Origin of the sequence: Bradyrhizobium sp. CCBAU 53338 (assembly GCF_015291665.1) — a bacterium.
Lineage (GTDB): Bacteria > Pseudomonadota > Alphaproteobacteria > Rhizobiales > Xanthobacteraceae > Bradyrhizobium.
The window spans coordinates 967788-989307 of record NZ_CP030048.1; the positions used below are offsets into that span (position 1 = coordinate 967788).

The 21520-nt window shown below is 64.9% G+C and carries 18 protein-coding genes and 1 tRNA gene; 6 read left to right on the plus strand and 13 right to left on the minus strand.

Annotation, left to right across the window (positions count from 1 at the left end; genetic code table 11):
• Window positions 1-31 precede the first annotated feature (31 nt).
• Window positions 32-116, minus strand: a tRNA-Leu gene (locus XH90_RS04690).
• A 159-nt stretch (window positions 117-275) separates the two neighbouring features.
• Between XH90_RS04690 and XH90_RS04695 the strand changes: the two genes are divergently transcribed.
• Window positions 276-815 (plus strand): disulfide bond formation protein B, encoded by a 540-nt coding sequence (locus XH90_RS04695; RefSeq protein ID WP_194479439.1) that lies wholly within the window; start codon window positions 276-278, stop codon window positions 813-815.
• Here the strand turns inward: XH90_RS04695 and XH90_RS04700 are convergent.
• Genes XH90_RS04700 through XH90_RS04710 form a run of 3 tightly spaced genes read right to left on the minus strand, consistent with a single transcriptional unit; the run spans window position 812 to window position 4357 of the window.
• Window positions 812-1543, minus strand: coding sequence for an ABC transporter ATP-binding protein (locus XH90_RS04700; RefSeq protein ID WP_194479440.1), 732 nt, complete (start codon window positions 1541-1543; stop codon window positions 812-814). The two genes, XH90_RS04695 and XH90_RS04700, sit on opposite strands and share 4 nt — an antisense overlap.
• Window positions 1540-3309, minus strand: coding sequence for an ATP-binding cassette domain-containing protein (locus XH90_RS04705; RefSeq protein ID WP_194479441.1), 1770 nt, complete (start codon window positions 3307-3309; stop codon window positions 1540-1542). The genes XH90_RS04700 and XH90_RS04705 overlap by 4 nt, the downstream gene beginning before the upstream one ends.
• Window positions 3310-3316: 7 nt before the next feature.
• Complete coding sequence (locus XH90_RS04710) at window positions 3317-4357, minus strand: branched-chain amino acid ABC transporter permease (protein ID WP_194479442.1); 1041 nt, start codon at window positions 4355-4357, stop codon at window positions 3317-3319.
• Between the two features lie 178 nt (window positions 4358-4535).
• On the opposite strand from XH90_RS04710, the gene XH90_RS04715 reads away from it, so the two are divergent.
• A complete protein-coding gene (locus XH90_RS04715) occupies window positions 4536-5057 on the plus strand; it encodes a MarR family winged helix-turn-helix transcriptional regulator (protein ID WP_194479443.1) in 522 nt (173 codons plus the stop codon).
• Between the two features lie 34 nt (window positions 5058-5091).
• On the opposite strand, the gene XH90_RS04720 is transcribed toward XH90_RS04715, so the two are convergent.
• The 9 genes from XH90_RS04720 to XH90_RS04760 form a co-directional block, all read right to left on the minus strand.
• Complete coding sequence (locus tag XH90_RS04720) at window positions 5092-6375, minus strand: glycerate kinase (RefSeq protein WP_194479444.1); 1284 nt, start codon at window positions 6373-6375, stop codon at window positions 5092-5094.
• Between the two features lie 203 nt (window positions 6376-6578).
• On the minus strand, window positions 6579-7808 hold the full coding sequence (locus XH90_RS04725) for an ABC transporter substrate-binding protein (RefSeq protein ID WP_194479445.1): 1230 nt from the start codon (window positions 7806-7808) through the stop codon (window positions 6579-6581).
• A gap of 227 nt (window positions 7809-8035) precedes the next feature.
• Window positions 8036-9262 carry an ABC transporter substrate-binding protein gene (locus tag XH90_RS04730; protein ID WP_194479446.1) on the minus strand — a complete coding sequence of 409 codons (1227 nt, stop codon included), beginning with the start codon at window positions 9260-9262 and terminating at the stop codon, window positions 8036-8038.
• Window positions 9263-9380: 118 nt separating this feature from the next.
• Window positions 9381-10610: an ABC transporter substrate-binding protein gene (locus tag XH90_RS04735; protein WP_194479447.1), complete on the minus strand. Its 1230-nt coding sequence runs from the start codon at window positions 10608-10610 to the stop codon at window positions 9381-9383.
• A 40-nt stretch (window positions 10611-10650) separates the two neighbouring features.
• Window positions 10651-11670: a branched-chain amino acid ABC transporter permease gene (locus tag XH90_RS04740; RefSeq protein WP_194479448.1), complete on the minus strand. Its 1020-nt coding sequence runs from the start codon at window positions 11668-11670 to the stop codon at window positions 10651-10653.
• 2 nt (window positions 11671-11672) lie between these two features.
• Window positions 11673-12551, minus strand: coding sequence for a branched-chain amino acid ABC transporter permease (locus XH90_RS04745; RefSeq protein WP_194479449.1), 879 nt, complete (start codon window positions 12549-12551; stop codon window positions 11673-11675).
• Between the two features lie 12 nt (window positions 12552-12563).
• Entirely contained in the window at window positions 12564-13277 is a 714-nt protein-coding gene (locus tag XH90_RS04750; RefSeq protein WP_194479450.1) for an ABC transporter ATP-binding protein, read from the minus strand.
• Window positions 13274-14071 carry an ABC transporter ATP-binding protein gene (locus XH90_RS04755; RefSeq protein WP_194479451.1) on the minus strand — a complete coding sequence of 266 codons (798 nt, stop codon included), beginning with the start codon at window positions 14069-14071 and terminating at the stop codon, window positions 13274-13276. The genes XH90_RS04750 and XH90_RS04755 overlap by 4 nt, the downstream gene beginning before the upstream one ends.
• 66 nt (window positions 14072-14137) lie before the next feature.
• Window positions 14138-15004, minus strand: a complete 867-nt coding sequence (locus tag XH90_RS04760; protein WP_194482591.1) for an IclR family transcriptional regulator — start codon at window positions 15002-15004, stop codon at window positions 14138-14140.
• Between the two features lie 129 nt (window positions 15005-15133).
• Here XH90_RS04760 and XH90_RS04765 point away from each other — a divergent pair, with 129 nt between their 5' ends.
• The 4 genes from XH90_RS04765 (at window position 15134) to pimC (ending at window position 21497) form a co-directional block, all read left to right on the plus strand.
• Window positions 15134-17230, plus strand: a complete 2097-nt coding sequence (locus XH90_RS04765) for a 3-hydroxyacyl-CoA dehydrogenase NAD-binding domain-containing protein (protein WP_194479452.1) — start codon at window positions 15134-15136, stop codon at window positions 17228-17230.
• Window positions 17231-17429: 199 nt separating this feature from the next.
• Complete coding sequence (pimA, locus tag XH90_RS04770; protein WP_194479453.1) at window positions 17430-19106, plus strand: dicarboxylate--CoA ligase PimA; 1677 nt, start codon at window positions 17430-17432, stop codon at window positions 19104-19106.
• The gene (locus XH90_RS04775; RefSeq protein ID WP_194479454.1) at window positions 19103-20290 is read left to right on the plus strand and encodes an acetyl-CoA C-acyltransferase; all 1188 of its coding nucleotides are present in this window, start codon (window positions 19103-19105) and stop codon (window positions 20288-20290) included. The genes pimA and XH90_RS04775 overlap by 4 nt, the downstream gene beginning before the upstream one ends.
• Window positions 20291-20306: 16 nt before the next feature.
• Window positions 20307-21497, plus strand: coding sequence for a pimeloyl-CoA dehydrogenase large subunit (gene pimC / locus XH90_RS04780; RefSeq protein WP_194479455.1), 1191 nt, complete (start codon window positions 20307-20309; stop codon window positions 21495-21497).
• Window positions 21498-21520 lie beyond the last annotated feature (23 nt).

Here is a 21520-nt window from a genome sequence, read left to right on the forward strand (position 1 = left end):
CGCGCCACGCAAAGCCCGAACGGGCGAAGCGTGGTGCCCCTGGCCGGAATCGAACCAGCACTCCTTGCGGAACTCGATTTTGAGTCGAGCGCGTCTACCAGTTCCGCCACAGGGGCCCTCGGTCGGCCCCTCCGATGGAGGGCGTCGCGAAGCCGGCGGACTATAGCCATGGCAAGGGCGGGGTCAACCCGCGCCAAAGTGATCCCTGACGTTCTCGACAGGGACCCGGGCCGGGGTTAGAGCCATAAACCACGCCCTATCCGCAAGAGGCTGCCGTGACGACCCAGAGTGCCGCAATACCTGCGTTTCGCCCCGCTGCCGGCGCACCTGCGCTGACCGCTTCGCTGGCCGTCACCCTGATCGCGGCGGCGACGATCGCGGGCGCCTGGTTCTTCCAGCTCGTCCTGGACATCCTGCCCTGTCCGCTCTGCCTCGAGCAGCGCTATGCCTATTATCTCGCGATCCCGCTCGGTGCGCTCACGGCGCTGGCGGCGCGAAGCGGCGCGCCGCGGCCGCTGCTGCTGGCGGGGCTGGCGATCCTCGCCCTTGCGGCGCTCGCCAATGCCGGGCTCGGCGCCTACCACTCCGGTGTCGAATGGGGTCTCTGGAAGGGGCCGACCGATTGCACCGGACCGGTGGTCAATCTCGGCAGCGCCGGGGATCTCTTGTCACGGCTCGACACCGTCAAGGTGGTGCGCTGCGACGAGGTGCAATGGCGCTTCCTCGGCCTCTCGCTCGCCGGCTACAATGTGCTGATCTCGCTGCTGATGGCCGCGATCGCCGGCTGGGGTCTTGTGCGGACCGCGAGCCGCTAGATCGTGCTCGCGCCTTCGTGCTGGAAGCCGAGATAGCTCGCCGCCACCCGCTCGTTCGCCGCGATGTCGCTGGCCTTGCCGCTGAGCACGAACTCGCCGAGCTCCATCACATAGGCATGGTCGGCGATCTTCAGCGCAGCCTGCGCGTTCTGCTCGACCAGCAGCACGGAGACGCCGCTGGCGCGTAGCTCGGTGACGATGCGGAAGATGTCGGCGACGATGATCGGCGCGAGGCCGAGGCTCGGCTCGTCCAGCATCAGCAGCTTTGGCTCGCCCATCAGCGCGCGCCCCATCGCCAGCATCTGCTGCTCTCCGCCCGAGAGGGTGCCGGCGAGCTGCTTGCGGCGCTCCTTGAGGCGCGGAAACAGCATGTAGATCCGCTCGATCGAGGCCTTGGCCCGGCTCTTCTCGATGCGGAAGGCGCCCAGCTCGAGATTGTCCTCGACATTCATGGTGACGAACAATTCGCGATGCTCCGGCACGAGGCCGAGCCCCATCGCGACGCGGTCCTCGATGTCGAGCCGGGCGAGGTCCTGGCCGGCAAAGGCGACGCGGCCCTTCAGCGGCAGGATGCCCATGATGGCCGAGAGCAGCGTGGTCTTGCCGGCGCCGTTGGCGCCGACGATGGTGACGATCTCGTTCTCGCCGACATCGAGCGCCACCGAGCGCACCGCCTCGACCTTGCCATAGGCGACATGCGCGTCGGTGACGGACAACAACGCGCTCATGCCGCCACTCCGAGATAGGCCTTGATCACTTCGGGATTGGTCTTGATCGTGGCGGGCGTGCCTTCGGCGATCTTGGTGCCGAAATCGAGCACCACGATGCGGTCGGCGAGGTTCATCACGAAACCCATGTCGTGCTCGACCAATAGGACGGACATTCCGCCGTCGCGCAGGTCGCGCAGCAGTTTCGCAAGCTGCTGCTTCTCCATGTGGCGCAGGCCGGCGGCGGGCTCGTCGAGCAGCAGCAGCATCGGATCGACGCACAGCGCGCGCGCGATCTCGACGATGCGCTGCTGGCCGAGCGATAGCGATCCTGCGAGCTGATGCATCTGGTCGGCAAGGCCGACACGCTCGATCTGGCGGGCGGCTTCCGCGAGCAGTTTTGCCTCGTCCGCGCGGTCGAGCCTCAGCATCGAGGCGAGCGGGCCGGACTGGCCGCGCAGATGGGCGCCGATCGCGACATTCTCCAGCACGGTCATGTCGGGGACGAGCTTGACGTGCTGGAAGGTCCTGCTGATGCCGAGCTTGACGATCTCCTGCGGCGGCGCGCGATCGACCTTCCTGCCGAGCACCGAGATCGAACCCGACGTCGCCGACAGCACGCCGGTGATCAGGTTGAAGGTCGTGCTCTTGCCGGCGCCGTTGGGGCCGATCAGCGCGACGATCTCGCGGGCCTGGACGTCGAAGGAGACGTTGTTGACCGCGACCACGCCGCCGAATTGCTTGCGCGCCTTCTCGACCTGGAGAAGGATGCTGGACTGGCCTGGCGAACGGGGGCGCTGCTCCAGCGGCAGCGAGGTGTCGGGCTTCTTGCCGCGGGTCGCCTCGGGCAGCAACGACATCAGCCAGGGCCAGACGCCGCCGGGGGCGAGCTGCAGCAGCGCCACCAGCATGATGCCGAACACGATGGTCTCGACCTGGCCGGAGCCGGGCAGGATCAGCGGCAGATAGCTTTGCAGCACCTCTTTCAGGATCACGACGATCGCCGCGCCCAGCACGCCGCCCCAGACGTAGCCGGCGCCGCCGACCACCGCGATGAAGAGATATTCGATGCCGGCATGGGCGCCGAACGGCGTCGGCGTCACGGCGCGCTGGAGGTGGGCATAGAGCCAGCCGGAGAGGCCGGCGAGCACGGCGGCATGGATGAACACCAGCAGCTTGGCGCGCGGCGTGTGCACGCCGAACGCTTCCGCTGCGACATGGCCGCGCCTGAGCGCGCGGATGGCGCGGCCGGTGCGGGAGTCCAGCAGGTTCATGGTGAGAAGGGCCGAGATCAGGACGGCGACCCAGATCGCGTAGTAGATCGAGTCGGGCGAGAGCATCCTGAACGTGCCGATCGACAGCGGCGGAATTGCCGAGACGCCGTCGTTGCGCCCGAGGAATTCCAGCTTGCTGAAGAGGTAGAACAGGCCGAGTCCCCAGGCGAGCGTGCCCAGCGGCAAATAATGGCCGGAGAGGCGGACGGTGATCAGGCCGAGCAGCACCGCGAACAGGCCGCTGACCACGAGCGACAGCGGCAGTGTCAGCCAGGGCGACAGGCCGTAGGCCGTCGTCAGCACCGCGGTGGTGTAGGCGCCGAAGCCGACGAAGGCGGCCTGGCCGAACGAGGTCAGGCCGCCGACGCCGGTCAGCAGCACGAGACCCATCGCGACCAGTGCGGAGAGGCCGATATTGTCGAGCAGCACGATCCAGAACGGCGGCATGCCCGGGACGAACGGGATCGCCGCCATGAGAAGCGCGAAGACGAGGATGGGAAGCCGGCTCTGCATCTTGGCCTCAGTCCTTCTCTTCTTCGACCGCGGGCGCAGCGAGCGAGCGCAGCAGCAGCACGGGGATGAGGAGCATGAACACGATCACCTCCTTGTAGTTGGAGGCATAGAAGGACGAGAAAGCCTCCACGATGCCGACGAACAGGGCCGCGACGGCGGTGAGGGGGTAGCTGACGAGGCCGCCGATGATCGCCGCGACGAAGCCCTTCAGGCCGATCAGGAAGCCACTGTCATAGTAGAGCGTCGTGATCGGCACGATCATGATGCCCGACAGCGCGCCGATGACGGACGCCAGCAGGAAGGCGATCTGGCCCGATAGCGTGGTGCGGATGCCGGCAAGCCGTGCACCCAGCCGGTTGACAGCGGTGGCGCGCAGCGCCTTGCCGTAGAGCGTCAGGCCGAAGAACAGCCAGAGCCCGACGATGAAGGCGATGGTGATGCCATAGACGGTGAGGCTCTGGCCGGTGAAGCGCAGCGAGCCCGCCGTGAAGGCGCCGGAGAGCACCGCAGGTCCGCGCTGGCCCTCGGCGCCGAAGAACAGCAGGCCCAGCCCCTGAAGCGCCAGATGCACGCCGACCGAGGCGATCAGCAGCACCAGAACCGAAGTGTGTGCCAGCGGCTGGAACGCGATGCGGTAGAGATAGAGCCCGATCATGGCGACGATCACCAGCGACAGCGCGATGCAGATCGCGACCGGCGGCTTCTGCGCTGCGAAGTAAATCGTCAGCGCCAGCACGATGGCCGGCAGAACGACGTTGGCGAGCACGCTGCGCAGGATCAGCCGGCCATGCAGCGTCTTGCGGGCCACGAACAGGTCGAAGGCGCAGGCCGCGATGCCCATCGCCAGCGCCAGCTGGGCCGTGCCGGGCATCTGGCCGGAAGCCAGCGATGCATAGGTCAGCGCGCCATAGGTGACGAACTCGCCCTGGGGGATGAGAATGACGCGGGTGACGGCGAACACCAGCACCAGCGCCAGGCCGAGCAGCGCATAGATGGCGCCATTGGTGATGCCGTCCTGCAGCAGGAACAGCATGATGGTGGTGTTCAAGACCGGACGCTCCCCCTTAAGATCCGGACCGGTCCTGCGCGATTGCGGTGGATGGTCCGTTCACAGCCATTGATCTACGCTGACGATATTTGATATGGTCCATAACAATTATCAAATATAACATCAAGGGTGGGCGGACGACCCGTCCCGAATTTAGCGGGATTACGAGCACGAGGCGATGACCGTTTCCAAAACCGCCGAAAAGTCCTCCGAAAAGGCGTCCGATGCGACCAAGGGGCGCAAGGATGCGCCCGAAGGCGTGCCCGAAGCCCTCCAGCTCGGCGAACTCTCCGAGCAGCTCGGCTACGTGCTGAAGCGGGCGCAGCTCAAGGTGTTCGAGAATTTTCTGCGCTGCATGGCCTCGCTCCAGCTGACGCCGGCGCAGTTCTCGGTGCTGTTGCTGGTGGAGAAGAACCCCGGGCGTAACCAGACCGAGATCGCCTCCACCCTCGGCATCCTCCGGCCGAATTTCGTCGCCATGCTCGACAATCTCGAGAGCCGCGATCTCTGCGCCCGGATCCGCTCCACCAACGACCGCCGCTCGCACATTCTTGTGCTGACCGACAAGGGCAAGGCCGTGCTGACGCGTGCCAAGAAGCTCGTCGCCACCAAGCACGAGTCGCGGCTCAACGAACTGCTCGGGCAGGCCAACCGCGAGGCGCTGCTGGAGATGCTATCGAAGATCGCCAACGAGTTTTGACGCGCCCGGCCATGGCGGCGGGCAGGCAGGCGCCTCAATCCACCAAGATCACCCTGACGTCGTTCACATTGGTCAGCGTCGGGCCGGGCGTCAGCAGATCCCCCGTCGCCTCGAAGAACGTCGTCGCGTCGTTGTTGTCCAGATAGGCCTGCGGCTGAAGCCCCTGCGCCTTCATCTTCGCAAACGTCGCGGCGTCGATGAGCGCGCCGGCGGGATCGGTGGGATGGCCGGCGCCGCCGTCGGCGCCGTCCGTATCGCCGGCAAGCGCCGAGATGTCGGGCGTGTCCTTCAGCAGAGCGGCCAGCGCCAGCGCGTATTCCTGGTTGGGGCCGCCGCGGCCGTTGCCGCGCACGGTGACCGTGAGCTCGCCGCCGGAGAGGATGGCGACGCGCTTGCCCTGCGCGCGCGCGGCAAGCGCGAGTTTCGCGTGACCGGCGGCGACCTCGCGCGCCTCGCCCTCGAGATCGGCGCCGAGATCGATGGTCTCGTAGCCGGCGTCTTTCGCGAGCTTCACCGCGGCGTCGAGCGACTGCTTGGGCCGCGCGATCAGTTCGAAATGCGCGCGGGCGAAGGCGGCGTCGCCCGGCTTGCAGCTTTCATTGGCGGGATCGTCGAGCGCGCGGGCTACGGCATCGTCGATCGCGAGCTTGTACTTTGCGACGATCGCGCGTGCGTCCGCGAGCGTGGTCGGATCGGGCACGGTCGGGCCCGAGGCGATCGCGGAGGGATCGTCATGCGGCACGTCCGAGATCGCGAGCGTCACGATCTCGGCGGCGTTCTTGCCGGCGCGCGCGAGCCGTCCGCCCTTGATCCGCGAGAGATGCTTGCGCACGATATTCATTTCGCCGATCGGTGCGCCCGAGCGCAGCAGCGCCTTGTTGACCGCCTGCTTCTGCGCGAAGCTGATGCCGTCCACCGGCGCGATCCAGTTCGCCGAACCGCCGCCGGTGAGCAGCACCAGCAGCAGATCGTCAGGCCCAGCCTCCCCCGCCAGCGCGAGCGTGTCGGCCGCGCCTTTGAGGCCGGCCTCGTCAGGGACGGGATGACCGGCTTCGACGACGCGGATGCGGCGCGTCGGCACGCCATAGCCGTGGCGCGTGGTGGCGATGCCGACGAGCCGCTCCGGCGCGAGTTCGAGCGTGTCGAGGTAGTGCCGCTCCGCAGCCGCGGCCATCGCTGCGGCGCCTTTGCCGGCGGCAAGGCAGATCACGCGCCCCTTGGGCGCCGGACGCAGGTGAGGTGCGAGGATCGTGCTCGGATGAGCGGCGGCAACGGCGGCGTCGTAGAGCGCGCGGAGCAGGGGGCGTCGGTCGGTCATGACGATGGCCTTCGGCAGACTCGTGAGCAGACTAGAGCTGTGGCGAGAACGTCGCCATGCCCCTGCCTAGCGCATCGGGCGCAAAAGGGTAAGCAGGCTTTACCATCATTCGATTGTGCAATCGCGTGATGATAATCGGCGCCTGGCAAAACCCCCTGCGAGATGATCGCAGGGGGCCATTAGCGTCGCAATTCAGATAGCGCTTAGCCGCCGGCGTCGGCGCTGATCACGTCGCCGAACAGTTCCCAGCGTTCGCCCTTGAATTTCTCGAGCTGGAGCTGGCTGATCGGTGCAAAGTCGTTCGGGCCGGTGTTGATCTTGATGCCCGGCAGCAGCGCCTCGGTGCGGAAGTCCTTCAGGCTTGCCGCCTGCTTCATGATGTTCTCGTGCGTGAGATTGTCGCCGCACTTCTTCAGCACGGCCACCAGCGTCTGCGCCACCGCGTAGCCGACGATGGTGCCCTTGTCGAGCTTGTCGCCCTCAGGGAAGTATTTGCCCATGAAGGCGAGAAAATCCTTCATGCCGGGATCGTTGTTCCATTCCGGATCCGACACGTCCTTGAGGTAGTCGGCCGAGATGATGTCCTGGCCGTTCTCGAAGCCGGCGGGCTTCATCACGCTGCCGACGGATGCGGAGACGTTGTTGAGGAAGTGCAGCGGCTTCCAGCCGATCTCGGCGTTCTTCTTGATCGCCTGCGCGGCGAATTTCGGCGTCGTGATGTTCATGAACACGTCGGCGCCGGTCGACTTGAGCTTCACGATGTGGTTATCGATGGTCGGCTCGGAGGTCTCGTAGCTTTCCTCCGCAACGATCATCGAGGACGCCTTGGCGCCGAGGCCGTCCTTGAGGCCCTTCAGATAGTCCTTGCCGTAATCGTCGTTCTGGTAGAGCACCGCGATCTTGGCGTCCGGCTTGTGCTTGAGCAGCCACTTTGCGTAGATCTGCGTCTCGCTCTGGTAGTTGGGCTGCCAGCCCATCGTCCACGGGAAGTTCTGCGGGTCGTTCCACTTGGTGGCGCCGGTGGCCACGAACAGCTGCGGCACCTTCTTGGTGTTCATGTATTTGTGGATCGCCGAGTTCGGCGGCGTACCGAGCGAGTTGAAGATGAACAGCACCTCGTCGCTCTCGACCAGCTTGCGGGCCTGCTCCACCGTCTTCGGCGGCGAGTACGCGTCGTCATAGGAGATGAAGTTGATCTTGCGGCCGTTGATGCCGCCTTCGTCGTTGATCTTCTTGAAATAGGCGGCTTCGGTCCGCCCGATGATGCCGTAGGCGGAGGCCGGTCCGCTGTAGGGCATGATGTTGCCGATCTTGATCTCGGTATCGGTCGCGCCGGTATCGTATTTCTTCTGGGCCGACGCAGTGGACGTCGTGGCCGCGATGAGCGCGAGCGCGAGTGACGCGGCCGCAAGCTTGCCGGTGACAGCGGGCATTCCAATCTCCCTATTTTCTTTGTGTGTGTGCGCTCCTTTTCTTGCCGTGATTGTTTTTGAGCCGCGCAGCCGCAATTCAATACGATTTGCCTGAGGGCTTCAACAGAAAGCCCCCGCGACGTGGTCGCAGGGGCTGCGTCTTTAGTAGTCAGGGACGCCTGTGCAACTGCGAAAGGACGAGACGGTCTTGAGTTGCCAGAGGGATGTCGAACTATTCTGAGTTGCCGTCAGTGGCTGGTGTCGCTCGAAATGATGTCGCCGAACAATTCCCACGCCTTGCCCTTGAACTGCATCATCTGGAGCTGCTTGATCGGTGCGAAATCGTCGGGTGTGGTGTTGATCGTGATGCCCGGCAGCAGCGTATCGGGCGCGAAATCCTTCAACGCCGCCGCCTGCTTCATGACATTGTCGCGGGTGAGGTTGTCGCCACACATCTGCAGCACCTTCACCATGGTCTGAGCGGCGGCATAGCCGAACACCACGCCGGCATCGAGCTTGTTGCCCTTCGGATCGTATTGCGCGATGAAATCGTAGAATTTCTTCATGCCGTCATCGGCGTTCCATTGCGGATCGGAGCCGTCCTTGACGTAGCTCGCCGACAAGATGCCTTGCGAGATCTCGTAGCCTGCGGGCTCGATCACGCCGCCGACCGAAGTCGAGACGTTGGAGACGATGTGGATCGGGTGCCAATTGATCTCGGCCGCCTTCTTGATGGCCTGGGCTGCGAATTTCGGCGTGGTGATGCTGATGAAGACGTCGGCGCCGGCGGTCTTCAGCCTGACGACGTGCTCGTCGACGGCAGGCTCCGAGGTGTCGTAGGGCTCCGCCATCACGATCATCGAGGCCTTGTCGCCGAGCCCGTCCTTCAGCCCCTTGAGGTAGTCCTTGCCGAAATCGTCGTTCTGGAAGAGCACGCCGATCTTTGCGTCCGGCTTCTCCTTCATGATGTACTTGGCATAGATCTTGGCTTCGCTCGCGTAGCTCGGCTGCCAGCCCATGGTCCACGGATATTGCTTCGGATCGTTCCACTTCGAGGCGCCGCTCGCCACGAACAATTGCGGCACCTTCTTCTCGTTCATGTACTTGCGGATGGCGCCGTTGGTGGAGGTGCCGAGTGAGCCGAAGATCAGGAGCACGTTGTCGCTCTCGACCAGCTTGCGCGCCTGCTCCACCGTCTTCGGCGGCGAATAGGCATCGTCATACGAGATGAACTTGATCTTGCGGCCGTTGATGCCGCCCTCGGCATTGATCTTGTTGAAATAGGCTTCCTCGGCCTTGCCGATCGCGGCATAGGCGGAGGCAGGGCCGCTATAGGGCATGATGTTGCCGATCTTGATCTCGGTATCGGAAGCGCCGCTGTCGTAGGTCTTTTGCGCCAGTGCGGGGTTGCTCATCGCAGTGCACAACGCGAATGCGACCGAAAGCGTCGCAACCTGAAATCGAACGGCAGCCATTGCTCTCCTACCCCAACTGGATCGGCGTCGCATTGAACAAGTTTGATGCTCGGCGTCAACAAAAAGCCCCCGCGATGGCTCGCGGGGGCTTCGTCGGCCTGGACTATGGCGACGACGATTATTCCGGGGCTACGTCACCGCTCATGATGTCGCCGAACTGTTCCCACTTCTCGCCCTTGAAGCGCTGCATCTGCAACTGGCTGATCGGGGCGAAGTCGGTCGGTCCGGTGTTGATCTTGATGCCGGGCAGCAGGGTGTCCGGCTCGAAATCCTTCAGGCTTGCCGCCTGCTTCATCAAATTGGCGCGGGTGAGATCGTCGCCGCACTGTTCCAGCGCCTTGACCAGCGTCTGGGCGGCTCCGTAGCCGTAGACGACGCTGGAGTCGGTCTTGTCGACACCGGGCATGTACTTGTCGAGGAACGCGATCCATTTCTTCATGCCGGCATCGTCGTTCCAGCGCGGATCGCTGCCGTCCTTGGCGTAGGTCGCCGACAGCACGCCCTGTGCGGCCTCGAAGCCCGCCGGCTTCATCACGCTGCCGACCGAGGACGACACGTTGGTGATGATCTGGAGCGGCTTCCAGCCGAGCTCGGCCGTCTTCTTGATGGTCTGGGCGCCGAATTTCGGCGTCGTATAGATCAAGAGCACGTCCGGATTGGCGGCCTTGATCTTGACGATGTGACCGTCGATCGACGGCTCGGAGACTTCGTAGCTCTCCTCCATGATGATCGCGGACGCAGCCTTGGCGCCGAAACCGTCCTTGGTGCCCTTGAGGTAGTCTTTGCCGAAATCGTCGTTCTGGTAGAGGATCGCGACCTTGGCGTCGGGCTTCTCCTTCATCAGCCACTTCGCGTAGATCTGCGCTTCGCTCTGGTAGGAGGGCTGCCAGCCCATGGTCCAGGGGAAGTTCTTCGGGTCGTTCCACTTGGTCGCGCCGGTGGCGACGAACAGCTGCGGGATCTTCTTGGCGTTGAGGTACTTCTGGATCGCGGTGTTCGAGGGCGTGCCGAGCGGGTTGAACACGGCGAGCACCTCGTCGCTCTCCACCAGCTTGCGGACCTGCTCCACGGCCTTTGGCGGCGAATAGCCGTCGTCATAGGTGACGTAGACGATCTTGCGGCCGTTGATGCCGCCCTTGTCGTTGATCATCTTGAAATAGGCTTCTTCGGTCTTGCCGATGATGCCGTAAGCCGACGCCGGACCGCTGTACGGCATGATGTTGCCGATCTTGATCTCGGTATCGGACGCGCCGGTGTCGTATTTCTTCTGGGCGAGGGCAGCGCTGGAGGCGAGTGTCGCGACCGCCGTTGCAAGTGCGGCGGTTCGCAGTGTTCTTCCGAAAGGCAATTGGGTCTCCTTGGTTAAAGCGACAGTCTTGACGATGAGGTCAGTTTTTCCTGAGCCTGCCTGCGAGTTGCTGGCCCAGGATCGCGAGTTGCCTCGCGCCATGCGGCACGAGGTAGATGACGAGGAACAGGAGCACGCCGAACACGGCGCCGGAGAGGCCCTTGGAGATGCCTTCCGCGATGTTCGGCACGAAGATGATGAAGGCCGCGCCCACGATCGAGCCTGGCAGCCAGCCGACGCCGCCGACGACCATGCCGAGGAACAGCTGGATCGCGAGCGTGATGGTGAAGCTGTCGGGCGCGACGAACTGCACCGCGATGGCGCTCAAGCCGCCTGCGACGCCGGTAATGGCGGCGGAGACGCCGAAGGCGAGCGTCTTGTACAGCGCGACGTTGACGCCCATGGCGGAGGCCGCGATCTCGTTGTCGCGGATCGCCATGAAGGCGCGGCCCGAGCGGGAGCGCAGCAGGTTCACCGAGGCGACGTAGATCGCGAGCACGACGACGAGCGTGAAGTAGTACAGCCACATGTCCTGCGACATCTTCAGGCCGAACGGCGCGTCGGGCTTGGTGACGACGAGGCCCTGCACGCCGCCGGTCCACGGCTCGAGGAAGTTCAGCTTGAGAAGCTGCGGCATCGCGGTGGCCAGTGCGAAGGTCGCCAGCGCAAGGTACACGCCGGAGAGCCGCAGCGCCGGCTGGCCGAACAGGAAGCCCACACCGAAGCAAAGCACGCCCGCGACCGGCAGGCAGAGGAAGTAGGGGATGTTGAACTGCTCCATCATCACCGCGGTGATGTAGGCGCCGATGCCGTAGAACGCGCTCTGGCCGAGCGAGAACTGGCCGGAGCCGCCGGTCAGGATGTTCAGGGCCAGCACGGCGAGACCCAGATAGAGGAGCTGGGTCAGCTGGAAGATCACGAAGTTCTTCGCGAACAAGGGAACGGCGATGAGAAGCAACAGCACCACCACCGAGGTGCCTGTGCCCAGCGTCATGGCCCGCTTCGGAACGGCTTCGACCGCCTCGTGGCCTTCGGCGACGACTTCTTCTGCTGCGCTCATGATCAAACTCGCTTGACGATGTGCCGGCCGAACAGACCAGCGGGTTTGACGACCAGGACGGAGATGATCAGCGCGAGCGCGATCGGAAGTTTCAGCTCGTTGCCGACGCCGGGGATGTAGGTGCCGGCGAGGTTCTCGAAGATGCCGACCAGGAAGCCGCCGACCACGGCGCCGAACGGGCTGGTCAATCCGCCGAGCACGGCCGCGGCGAAGCCGTAGAGCAATACGCCGCCCATCATGTTGGGCTCGAGGAACACGACCGGAGCGATCAGCATGCCGGCAATGGCGCCGATCGCGGAGGCCATGCCCCAGCCGAGCGCGATCATCCAGCTCGTATTGATGCCGACGAGACGGGCCGATTCAGGCAGCGAGGCGGCGGCCCGCATCGCAAGTCCGATCCGCGTGTACTGGAAGAAGAAGAACAGGCCGATCAAGAGCAGCACGGTGACGCCGATCATGCCCGCCTGGTGGGTCGAGATGAGCTGGCTGCCGAGGAACGGCGAGGATCCGAACGGGGTCGGATATTGCTTGATGGTGAAGTCCCAGATCAGGCCGGCCGAAGAGTTGATGATCGAAAACAGGGCAATGAAGCCTGCGACATTGGTCAGGATCGGTGCCTTGGCGAGCGGCTTGAACAGGACGCGCTCGATCACGATGCCGCCGACGAAGGCGAACGCCAGCGTGATCACGAATGCGCCCCAATAGGGCACGCCCCACTGCATCAATTGCCAGGACACGAAGGTCGAGAACATCGCCATCTCGCCCTGCGCGAAGTTGAGATGGTCGATTGCCTGGTAGATCATGACGACGGCGAGCGCCATGCAGGCGTAGATGGCACCGGTGGCAATGCCGGCCAGCACCTGGTTGGTAAAAAGGTCCATCGTGCCGGCTCCTCAGTAACCCAGATAGGATTTGCGGATGTCTTCGTTGTTCGCGATGTCCTTGGCGTTGCCGGACATCACGATACGGCCGGTCTCGATCACATAGGCCTGGTCGGCGAGCTCGAGCGCGAGCTGGGCGTTCTGCTCGACCACCAGGATCGAGACCTTGTCCTCGCGGTTGATCTTGCCGAGGATGCCGAACAGGTCGCGCACCACCAGCGGCGCGAGGCCGAAGGACGGCTCGTCGAGCAGCATCAGGCGCGGCCGCAGCATCAGCGCGCGCGCGACCGCGAGCATCTGCTGCTCGCCGCCGGAGAGCGTCCCGGCCTGCTGGGTGTGCCGCTGCTTCAGAACCGGGAAATGCGCATACATGCGCTCGATGTCGGAGACGATGCCCGCATTGTCCTTGCGGGTGATGGCCCCGAGCTGCAGGTTTTCCTCCACCGTCATGGTGGTGAAGGTGCCGCGGCCCTGCGGCACGTGGGCGATGCCGAAGCGCACGATGCTCTCGGTCGACCGGTTGTTCAGCGGCTTGCCGTCGAACTCGATGCCGCCGGTGGAGCGTACCATGTTGCAGATCGCCCGCAGCGTCGTGGTCTTGCCGGCGCCGTTGGCCCCGAGCAGCGTCGTCAGCGAACCCTCGCTGAGCGAGAAGGAGAGGCCGTGGAGCGCCTGGACCTGGCCGTAATAGGCGCGCAGGTCCTTGACGTTGAGCAGCGTCGTCATTGGTCCTTGCTCCCGAGATAGGCCTTGATGACGTCGGGGTCGGCCTGCACCTGGGCGGGCGTGCCTTCCGCGAGCTTCTTGCCGAAATTCAGCGCGACGACGTGGTCCGCGATCGACATCACGAGGCCCATGTGGTGCTCGACCAGCAGCACGGTCATGTGGCGCTCGTCACGGATTTTGCGGATGAGGTCGCCGAGGACGTAGACCTCTTCGTGGTTGAGGCCGCCGGCGGGCTCGTCGAGCAGCAGGATCTTCGGGTCTGCCGCCAGCGCGCGCGCCAGCTCGACGCGCTTCTGCGTACCGAAGGGCAGGCCGGAGACGGTGGTGTGGGCGACGTCCTCGAGACCGAGATAAGCGAGGATCTCGTGCACCTTCTTGTTCACGCTGCTCTCGCCGCGGCGAATCCAGGCGAGCCGCAGCGAGTCGCTGATGATGTCGCTGGAGGTGCGGGCGTGGGTGCCGACGCGGACATTGTCCATCACCGACAGGTTCGGAAACAGCGCCACGTTCTGGAAGGTGCGGCCGATGCCGATCTCGGCGATCCGGTGCGGCGGCCGCGACAGGATGCTCGCGCCTTCCATCAGGATGTCGCCCGACGACGGCTGGTAGAGGCGCGAGAGGCAGTTGAAGAGCGTGGTCTTGCCGGCGCCGTTGGGGCCGATCAATCCGAGGATCTGGCCCTTGTGCATGTCGAAGGACACGCCGTTGAGCGCGACGATGCCGCCGAACACGACGCTGACGTCGCGAACCGCGAGCAGGGGCGATGTCCCCTGCGCGAGCTGTGCCTGCGTCATCTCGTCTCGCCCACACGGTTCAGTGGGCGAAGGGGCGATGCAAACCGCTCCCCGTTATGACAATGGCTATCTGATCCCCTCGGCCAGGCGCGCAACTTTTCCTCCTGATTTCAGCTTTTTGCTGTCGTCTTTTTTGGATGGCGGCATCAGACCCCCAAGTGCCGCTTCGATGTTCCTTACCATCGACAGCAGACGCGGTCCAATGTCGTTGATCAAACGCTCTTCCGTGAAGCGGAATGCGGGTGCGCCACAATTGAACGCATAAGGTCCGGTTCCGTCGTTGAGCTTGAGTGCGACGCCGGCGGCGCCGATGTCGTCGTGCCAGTCGCCGACCGAGATCGCAAAGCCGTGCTTGGCGACGGTCTCGCCGGAGCGCTCCAGGCCGTCGCGCATCTTCGGCCAGCGGCTGCCGTAATGTTCGCGCAGGACGCGCGACAGTTCAGCGCGGTCCTCCTCGCCGAGCGCCCAGAAATAGGCGCGACCCATCGCGCTGGTTGCAATCGGCACGCGAGAGCCGACGTCAAGTTGAACGCCGACGGTCTCGCTGCCGCGGCTCTGTCCGAAATAGATCATGCTGTGACGATCGCGGCCGCCGATCGCGACGGCACCTCCCGTCGCGCGCATCATTTCCTCGCGGAACGGTTCGGACAAATGCCGAACACCGAGATTGGCGAGTGCCGCGTAACCCAGCGCCATCGCGGCGGGCGCGAGCTGATATTTCTCGAAACGGGGAACCGGTGTCAGGTAGCCGAGCTTCGTCAGCGTATAGGTCAGCCGCGAAACGGTCGGCTTCGGCAGATTGGTGCGGGAGGCAATCTCCTGATTGCCGAGAAGTCCGTCGCTCGGTTGGAAAGCTCGCAATACATCAAGCCCGCGGGAAAGCGCGACGACGAAATTCCGATCGGTCGCAGTCTTCTTTCCTGTACGCTTCATCCCTGATCTGCTTCTTGCGCGGAGTCGTTGACAAGCCACGTGCTTCAAAATAACCCTGCCGTCAAGATGCGGAATTAAATTCCGCACCGCGAAATCGAACAAAAGTAAGCCCCACCAAGGAGGGAAACCGTGAGCGAAGTGGTCAAGCTTGAGCGTCATGACGAAGTCGGGATCGTCACGGTCAATAGCCCTCCGGTCAATGCGCTGAGTGCCGCAGTCCGCGGTGGCATTCTGGAATGCATCAAGGCCGCCGTCGCCGATCCCGCGATCAAGGGCATCGTGCTGACCTGTGCCGGCCGCACCTTCATCGCCGGCGCCGACATCACCGAATTCGGCAAGCCGCCGAAGCCGCCGGGCCTCAACGAAGTGCTGGCCGAGATGGAGAATTCGCCGAAGCCGATCGTGGCCGCGATCCACGGCACCGCGCTCGGCGGCGGCCTCGAGGTCGCGCTCGCCTGTCATTTCCGCGTGGCCGTGAAAGAGGCCAAGCTCGGCCTGCCCGAGGTGAAGCTCGGCCTGTTGCCGGGCGCCGGCGGCACCCAACGCCTGCCGCGCGCAGTCGGTCCCGAACTCGCCGTCAAGATGATCGTCGGCGGCGATCCCATCGGTGCCGCCGAAGCGCTCAAGGCCGGCCTGATCGAGGAGATCGTCGAGGGTCCGGCGTCCGGCGGCGAAGCTTTCGTGCGCAAGCTGCTGGCCGAGAAGCGCCCGCTGCGCCGTCTGCGCGACGACGATTCCAAGATCGCTGCTGCGAAGGCCGATCGCTCGATCTTCACCAACGCGGTCGCGGCCATGACCAAGAAGGCGCGCGGCCTGGAAGCGCCGTTCGCGGCGGCCGACGCCGTCGGTGCGGCGATCGACCTGCCATTCGACGAAGGTCTAAAGAAGGAGCGCGAGGGTTTCCTCAAGCTCGTCGCCAGCGACCAGTCCAAGGCGCAGCGCTATGCGTTCTTCGCAGAGCGCGAGGCCAACAAGATCGCAGGCGTGCCCGAAGGCACCAAGTCGCGTCCCGTTAACCGAGTTGCCATTTTGGGTGCCGGCACCATGGGCGGCGGCATCGCGATGTCCTTCGCCAATGCCGGCATCCCCGTCACCTTGATCGAAACGGGCGAAGAGCAGCTCAAGCGCGGCATGGGCATCATGCAGAAGAACTGGGAAGCGACCGCGGCGCGCGGCGGCATCCCGGCTGACGCGCCCGCCAAGCGCATGGCGCTGATCAACGGTGTCGTCGGCATCGAGAACGTCGGCGATGCCGACCTGGTCATCGAAGCCGTGTTCGAGACCATGGCGGTGAAGAAGGAGGTGTTCGGCAAGCTCGACCAGTACGTCAAGCCGGGCGCCGTGCTTGCCTCCAACACCTCCTACCTCAACATCGACGAGATCGCGAAGGCGACCAAGCGCCCGCAGGACGTGCTCGGCATGCACTTCTTCTCGCCGGCCAACGTCATGAAGCTGTGCGAGATCGTCCGCGCCGACAAGACCGCGCCGGATGCACTGGTCACTGCCGTCAGCATCGCCCGCAAGATCGCCAAAGTGCCGGCCGTGGTCGGCGTCTGCGACGGCTTCGTCGGCAACCGCATGCTGGCCCAGCGCGGCAAGCAGTCGGAGAAGCTGTTGTTCGAGGGCGCTCTGCCGCAGCAGGTCGATGCCGTCGTCACCAAGTTCGGCATGCCGATGGGCCCGTTCGCGATGGGTGACCTCGCCGGCCTCGACATCGGCTGGCGCTCGCGCAAGGACCGCGGCATCAAGTCCGAGATCGCGGACGCGCTGTGCGAAGCCGGCCGCTTCGGCCAGAAGACCGGCAAGGGCTACTACAAATATGAGGCCGGCTCCCGTGCGCCGATGCCCGATCCCGAGGTCGAGAAGCTGATCGACGAGACGCTGCTGCGCCTCGGCCGCAAGAAGCGCATCGTCAGCGACGACGAGATCCTCGAGCGCATGATGTACCCGATGATCAACGAGGGCGCGAAGATCCTCGAAGAGGGCATCGCGGCGCGCCCCTCCGACATCGACGTGGTCTGGCTCTACGGCTATGGCTGGCCGATCTACCGCGGCGGCCCGATGTTCTGGGCCGACACCGTTGGCCTCAAGCACATCGCCGATCGCCTGGCCTTCTACGCCAAGGAGACCAACGACCCGAGCCTCGAGCCCGCCCCGCTGCTGAAGAAGCTCGCGGCCGAAGGCAAGACCTTCGCCTCGCTGGCCGCGGCGTCGAAGGCGGCTTGATCGGATCGGTGGCTGCTGCGATGTCGCGCTCCGGGCAACGCCTCTCTCCGTTCCCTCCCCCCTTGTGGGGGAGGGGCATGGCGGGGGGTAGCCCCGGGCGAGAGCAGAGCTTGTGGCTACCCTTCGCCCCAACCCTCTCCCACAAGGGGGGAGGGAGCCTATCCGTCCGTGCCTGCCTTACGTGCAAAGTAACGAAGCAATGACCCATCCCGGCGAACAGTTTTACCCCGAGGGCGTGCATTGGGACGACACCATCGTCCAGGGCACGCTGCCTGACCTGCTCGCGACCGCTGCCGCAAATTACGGCCCGCGCACCGCGCTCGAATTTCGCGATCGTCCGATCACCTATACCGAGCTTGCCGCCATGGCCGAACGCGCGGCCGCTGCGTTCCTGCGCGCCGGCTGCGGCAAGAACACCTCCGTCGCGCTGTTCCTCGGCAACACGCCGGACCATCCCGTCAATTTCTTCGGCGCGCTGAAGGCAGGCGCCCGCGTCGCGCATCTGTCGCCACTCGACGGCGAGATCGCGCTGACGCACAAGGTCTCCGACTCCGGCTCGCGCGTGCTGGTCACCTCGAACCTGCAGGCCTTGCTGCCGACCGCGCTGAAATTCCTGGAGAAGGGGCTGATCGACCGCCTCGTCGTCTGCGAGGACGACGACTGGGGCAAGGTCGGCACGCCGCAGGCGGCGATTCCAAGTGATCCCCGCATCGTCACCTTCAAGGCCTTCGTCGAGGGCGCGCCGTTGCCGGCGCAATGGCCCGCGGTTGCAGTCGATGACGTCGCGCTGCTCCAATATACCGGCGGCACCACCGGCCTGCCCAAGGGCGCCATGCTCACGCACGGCAATCTCTCCTCTGCCGTGTCGATCTACGACGTCTGGGGCAAGCCGGCACGTGCGGCGCGCGGCGACGTCGTCGAGCGCGTGATCTGCGTGCTGCCGCTGTTCCACATCTATGCGCTGACCGTCGTGCTGCTGTCATCGCTCCGCCGCGGCAATCTGATCTCGATCCATCAGCGTTTCGACGTCGAGGCGGTGATGCGGGACATCGAGGTCAAGCGCGCGACCTATTTCCCCGGCGTGCCGACGATGTGGATCGCGATCGCAGCCCTCCCCAATCTCGACAAGCGCGACTTCTCCTCGCTCAACGCGATCGGCTCCGGCGGCGCGCCGCTGCCGGTCGAGGTCGCGAGCTTCTTCGAGCGCAAGGTCGGCAAGAAGCTGAAGAGCGGCTGGGGCATGACCGAGACCTGCTCGCCCGGCACCGGCCATCCGCCTACCGGTCCCGAAAAGCCGGGCTCGATCGGCTTGATGCTGCCCGGCATCGAGCTCGACGTCGTCTCGCTGGACGATCCCACGAAGGTGCTGCCGCCGGGCGAAGTCGGCGAAATCCGCATCAAGGGCCCGAACGTCACCAAGGGCTACTGGAACAAGCCGGCGGGATCCGCAGAGGCCTTCATCGACGGCCGCTTCCTCACCGGCGACATCGGCTATGTCGACAGCGACGGCTATTTCTTCCTGGTCGACCGCAAGAAGGACATGATCATTTCCGGCGGCTTCAACGTCTATCCGCAGATGATCGAGCAGGCGATCTACACCGTTCCGGGCGTGCACGAGGTGATCGTGCTCGGCATTCCCGACCAGTATCGGGGCGAGGCCGCAAAGGCCTTCATCAAGCTGAAGCCGGACGCAAAGCCGTTCTCGCTCGACGAGCTGCGCGCGCAGCTCACGGGCAAGGTCGGCAAGCACGAATTGCCGGCGGCGGTCGAGTTCGTCGACGATCTGCCGCGCACGCCGGTCGGAAAGCTGTCGCGCCACGAATTGCGCCAGCAGCAGAAGCCATCACATCTAACGCAACCAGGAGGTCGCTCTTGACCGACGCCGTCATCGTTTCCACCGCCCGCACGCCGATCGGCAAGGCCTACCGCGGCATGCTCAACGCCACCGAGGGCGCCACGCTGCTCGGTCACGCCATCGGCGAAGCTGTCGCGCGCGCCAAGGTCGATCCGAAGGAGATCGAGGACGTCGTGATGGGCGCGGCCCTCCAGCAGGGCGCAACCGGCGGCAACATCGCGCGCAAGGCGCTGCTCCGCGCGGGTCTGCCTGTCACCGTCGCCGGCACCACGATCGACCGTCAGTGCGCCTCGGGCCTCCAGGCCATCGCGCTGGCGGCACGCTCGGTGATCTTCGACGGTGTCGAGGTCGCGGTGGGTGGCGGCGGCGAGTCGATCAGCCTCGTGCAGAACGACAAGATGAACGGCTTCCACGCCCAGGATCCGGCGCTGCTCAAGATCAAGGGCGAGGTCTACATGCCCATGATCGACACCGCGGAAATCGTCGCCAAGCGCTACGGAATCTCGCGCGAGAAGCAGGACGAGTATTCTCTCGAGAGCCAGCGCCGCACCGCAGCCGCGCAACAGGGCGGCAAGTTCAAGGACGAGCTTGCGCCGATCACGACGCAGATGGCCGTGACCGACAAGGCGACCGGCACGGTCTCGATGAAGGAAGTCACGCTGTCGCAGGACGAGGGCCCGCGCCCCGAAACCACGGCTGAAGGCCTTGCCGGCCTCAAGCCCGTGCGCGGCGAAGGGTTCTCCATCACCGCCGGCAATGCGAGCCAGCTTTCGGACGGCGCCAGCGCCTCGGTGATCATGAGCGACAAGGAAGCCGCCAGGCGCGGCCTGAGCCCGCTCGGCATCTTCCGCGGCTTCGTCTCCGCCGGCTGCGAGCCGGACGAGATGGGCATCGGCCCGGTGTTCGCCGTGCCGCGCCTGCTCAAGCGTCATGGCCTCAAGGTCGACGACATCGGCCTCTGGGAATTGAACGAAGCCTTCGCGGTGCAGGTGCTGTATTGCCGCGACAAGCTCGGCATCGACCCCGAGAAGATCAACGTCGACGGCGGTGCGATCTCGGTCGGCCATCCCTACGGCATGTCGGGCGCGCGCCTGACCGGCCATGCCCTGATCGAAGGCCGCCGCCGCAAGGCCAAGTACGCGGTCGTCACCATGTGCGTCGGCGGCGGCATGGGCGCCGCCGGTCTGTTCGAAGTTTTGCAGTAATTCACAGGAGGATCCGATGGATCTCGCATTCACGAAAGAAGAGCAGGCGTTTCGCGAGGAAGTGCGGTCATTCTTCCGCGACAACGTGCCGCCGGATACACGGCGCAAGCTGGTGGAAGGCCGCCATCTCTCGAAGGACGAGATGGTGACGTGGTGGCGCATCCTCAACAAGAAGGGCTGGGGCACCAGCCACTGGCCGACGCAGTATGGTGGCACGGGCTGGACCTCGGTGCAGCACTACATCTTCAACGAGGAGCTGCAGTCCTACCCGGCGCCGCAGCCGCTCGCCTTCGGCGTCAGCATGGTCGGCCCCGTGATCTACACCTTCGGCAGCGAAGAGCAGAAGAAGAAGTACCTGCCGCGCATCGCCAACGTCGACGATTGGTGGTGCCAGGGCTTCTCCGAGCCGGGTTCGGGTTCTGACCTCGCTTCGCTCAAGACCAAGGCCGAGCGCAAGGGCGACAAGTGGATCATCAACGGCCAGAAGACCTGGACGACGCTCGCCCAGCACGCCGACATGATCTTCTGCCTCTGTCGCACCGACGCCAGCGCCAAGAAGCAGATGGGCATCTCCTTCATCGTGTTCTCGATGAAATCCAAGGGCGTCACGGTACGCCCGATCCAAACCATCGACGGTGGTCATGAGGTCAACGAGGTGTTCTTCGACGACGTCGAGGTGCCCTACGAGAACCTGATCGGCGAGGAGAACAAGGGCTGGGACTACGCCAAGTTCCTGCTCGGCAACGAGCGCACCGGCATCGCGCGCGTCGGCGTCTCCAAGGAGCGGTTGCGGCGCATCCGCGATCTCGCCGGCAAGGTCGAATCCGGCGGCAAGCCGATCATCCAGGACGCGGCGTTCCGCGAGAAGCTCGCCGCGTGCGAGATCGAGCTGAAGGCGCTCGAACTGACTCAGCTCCGCGTCGTCGCCGACGAGGGCAAGCACGGCAAGGGCAAGCCCAATCCGGCCTCCTCGGTGCTGAAGATCAAGGGCTCCGAGATCCAGCAGACCACCACCGAGCTGCTCATGGAAGTGATCGGCCCGTTCGCCGCGCCCTACGACGTGCACGGCGACGACGGCTCGAACGAGGCGATGGACTGGACCGCCCAGATCGCGCCGAGCTACTTCAACAACCGCAAGGTCTCGATCTACGGCGGCTCCAACGAGATCCAGCGCAACATCATCGCCAAGGCGGTGCTGGGGCTGTGATTCAACAATGACGGTGTCGTCCC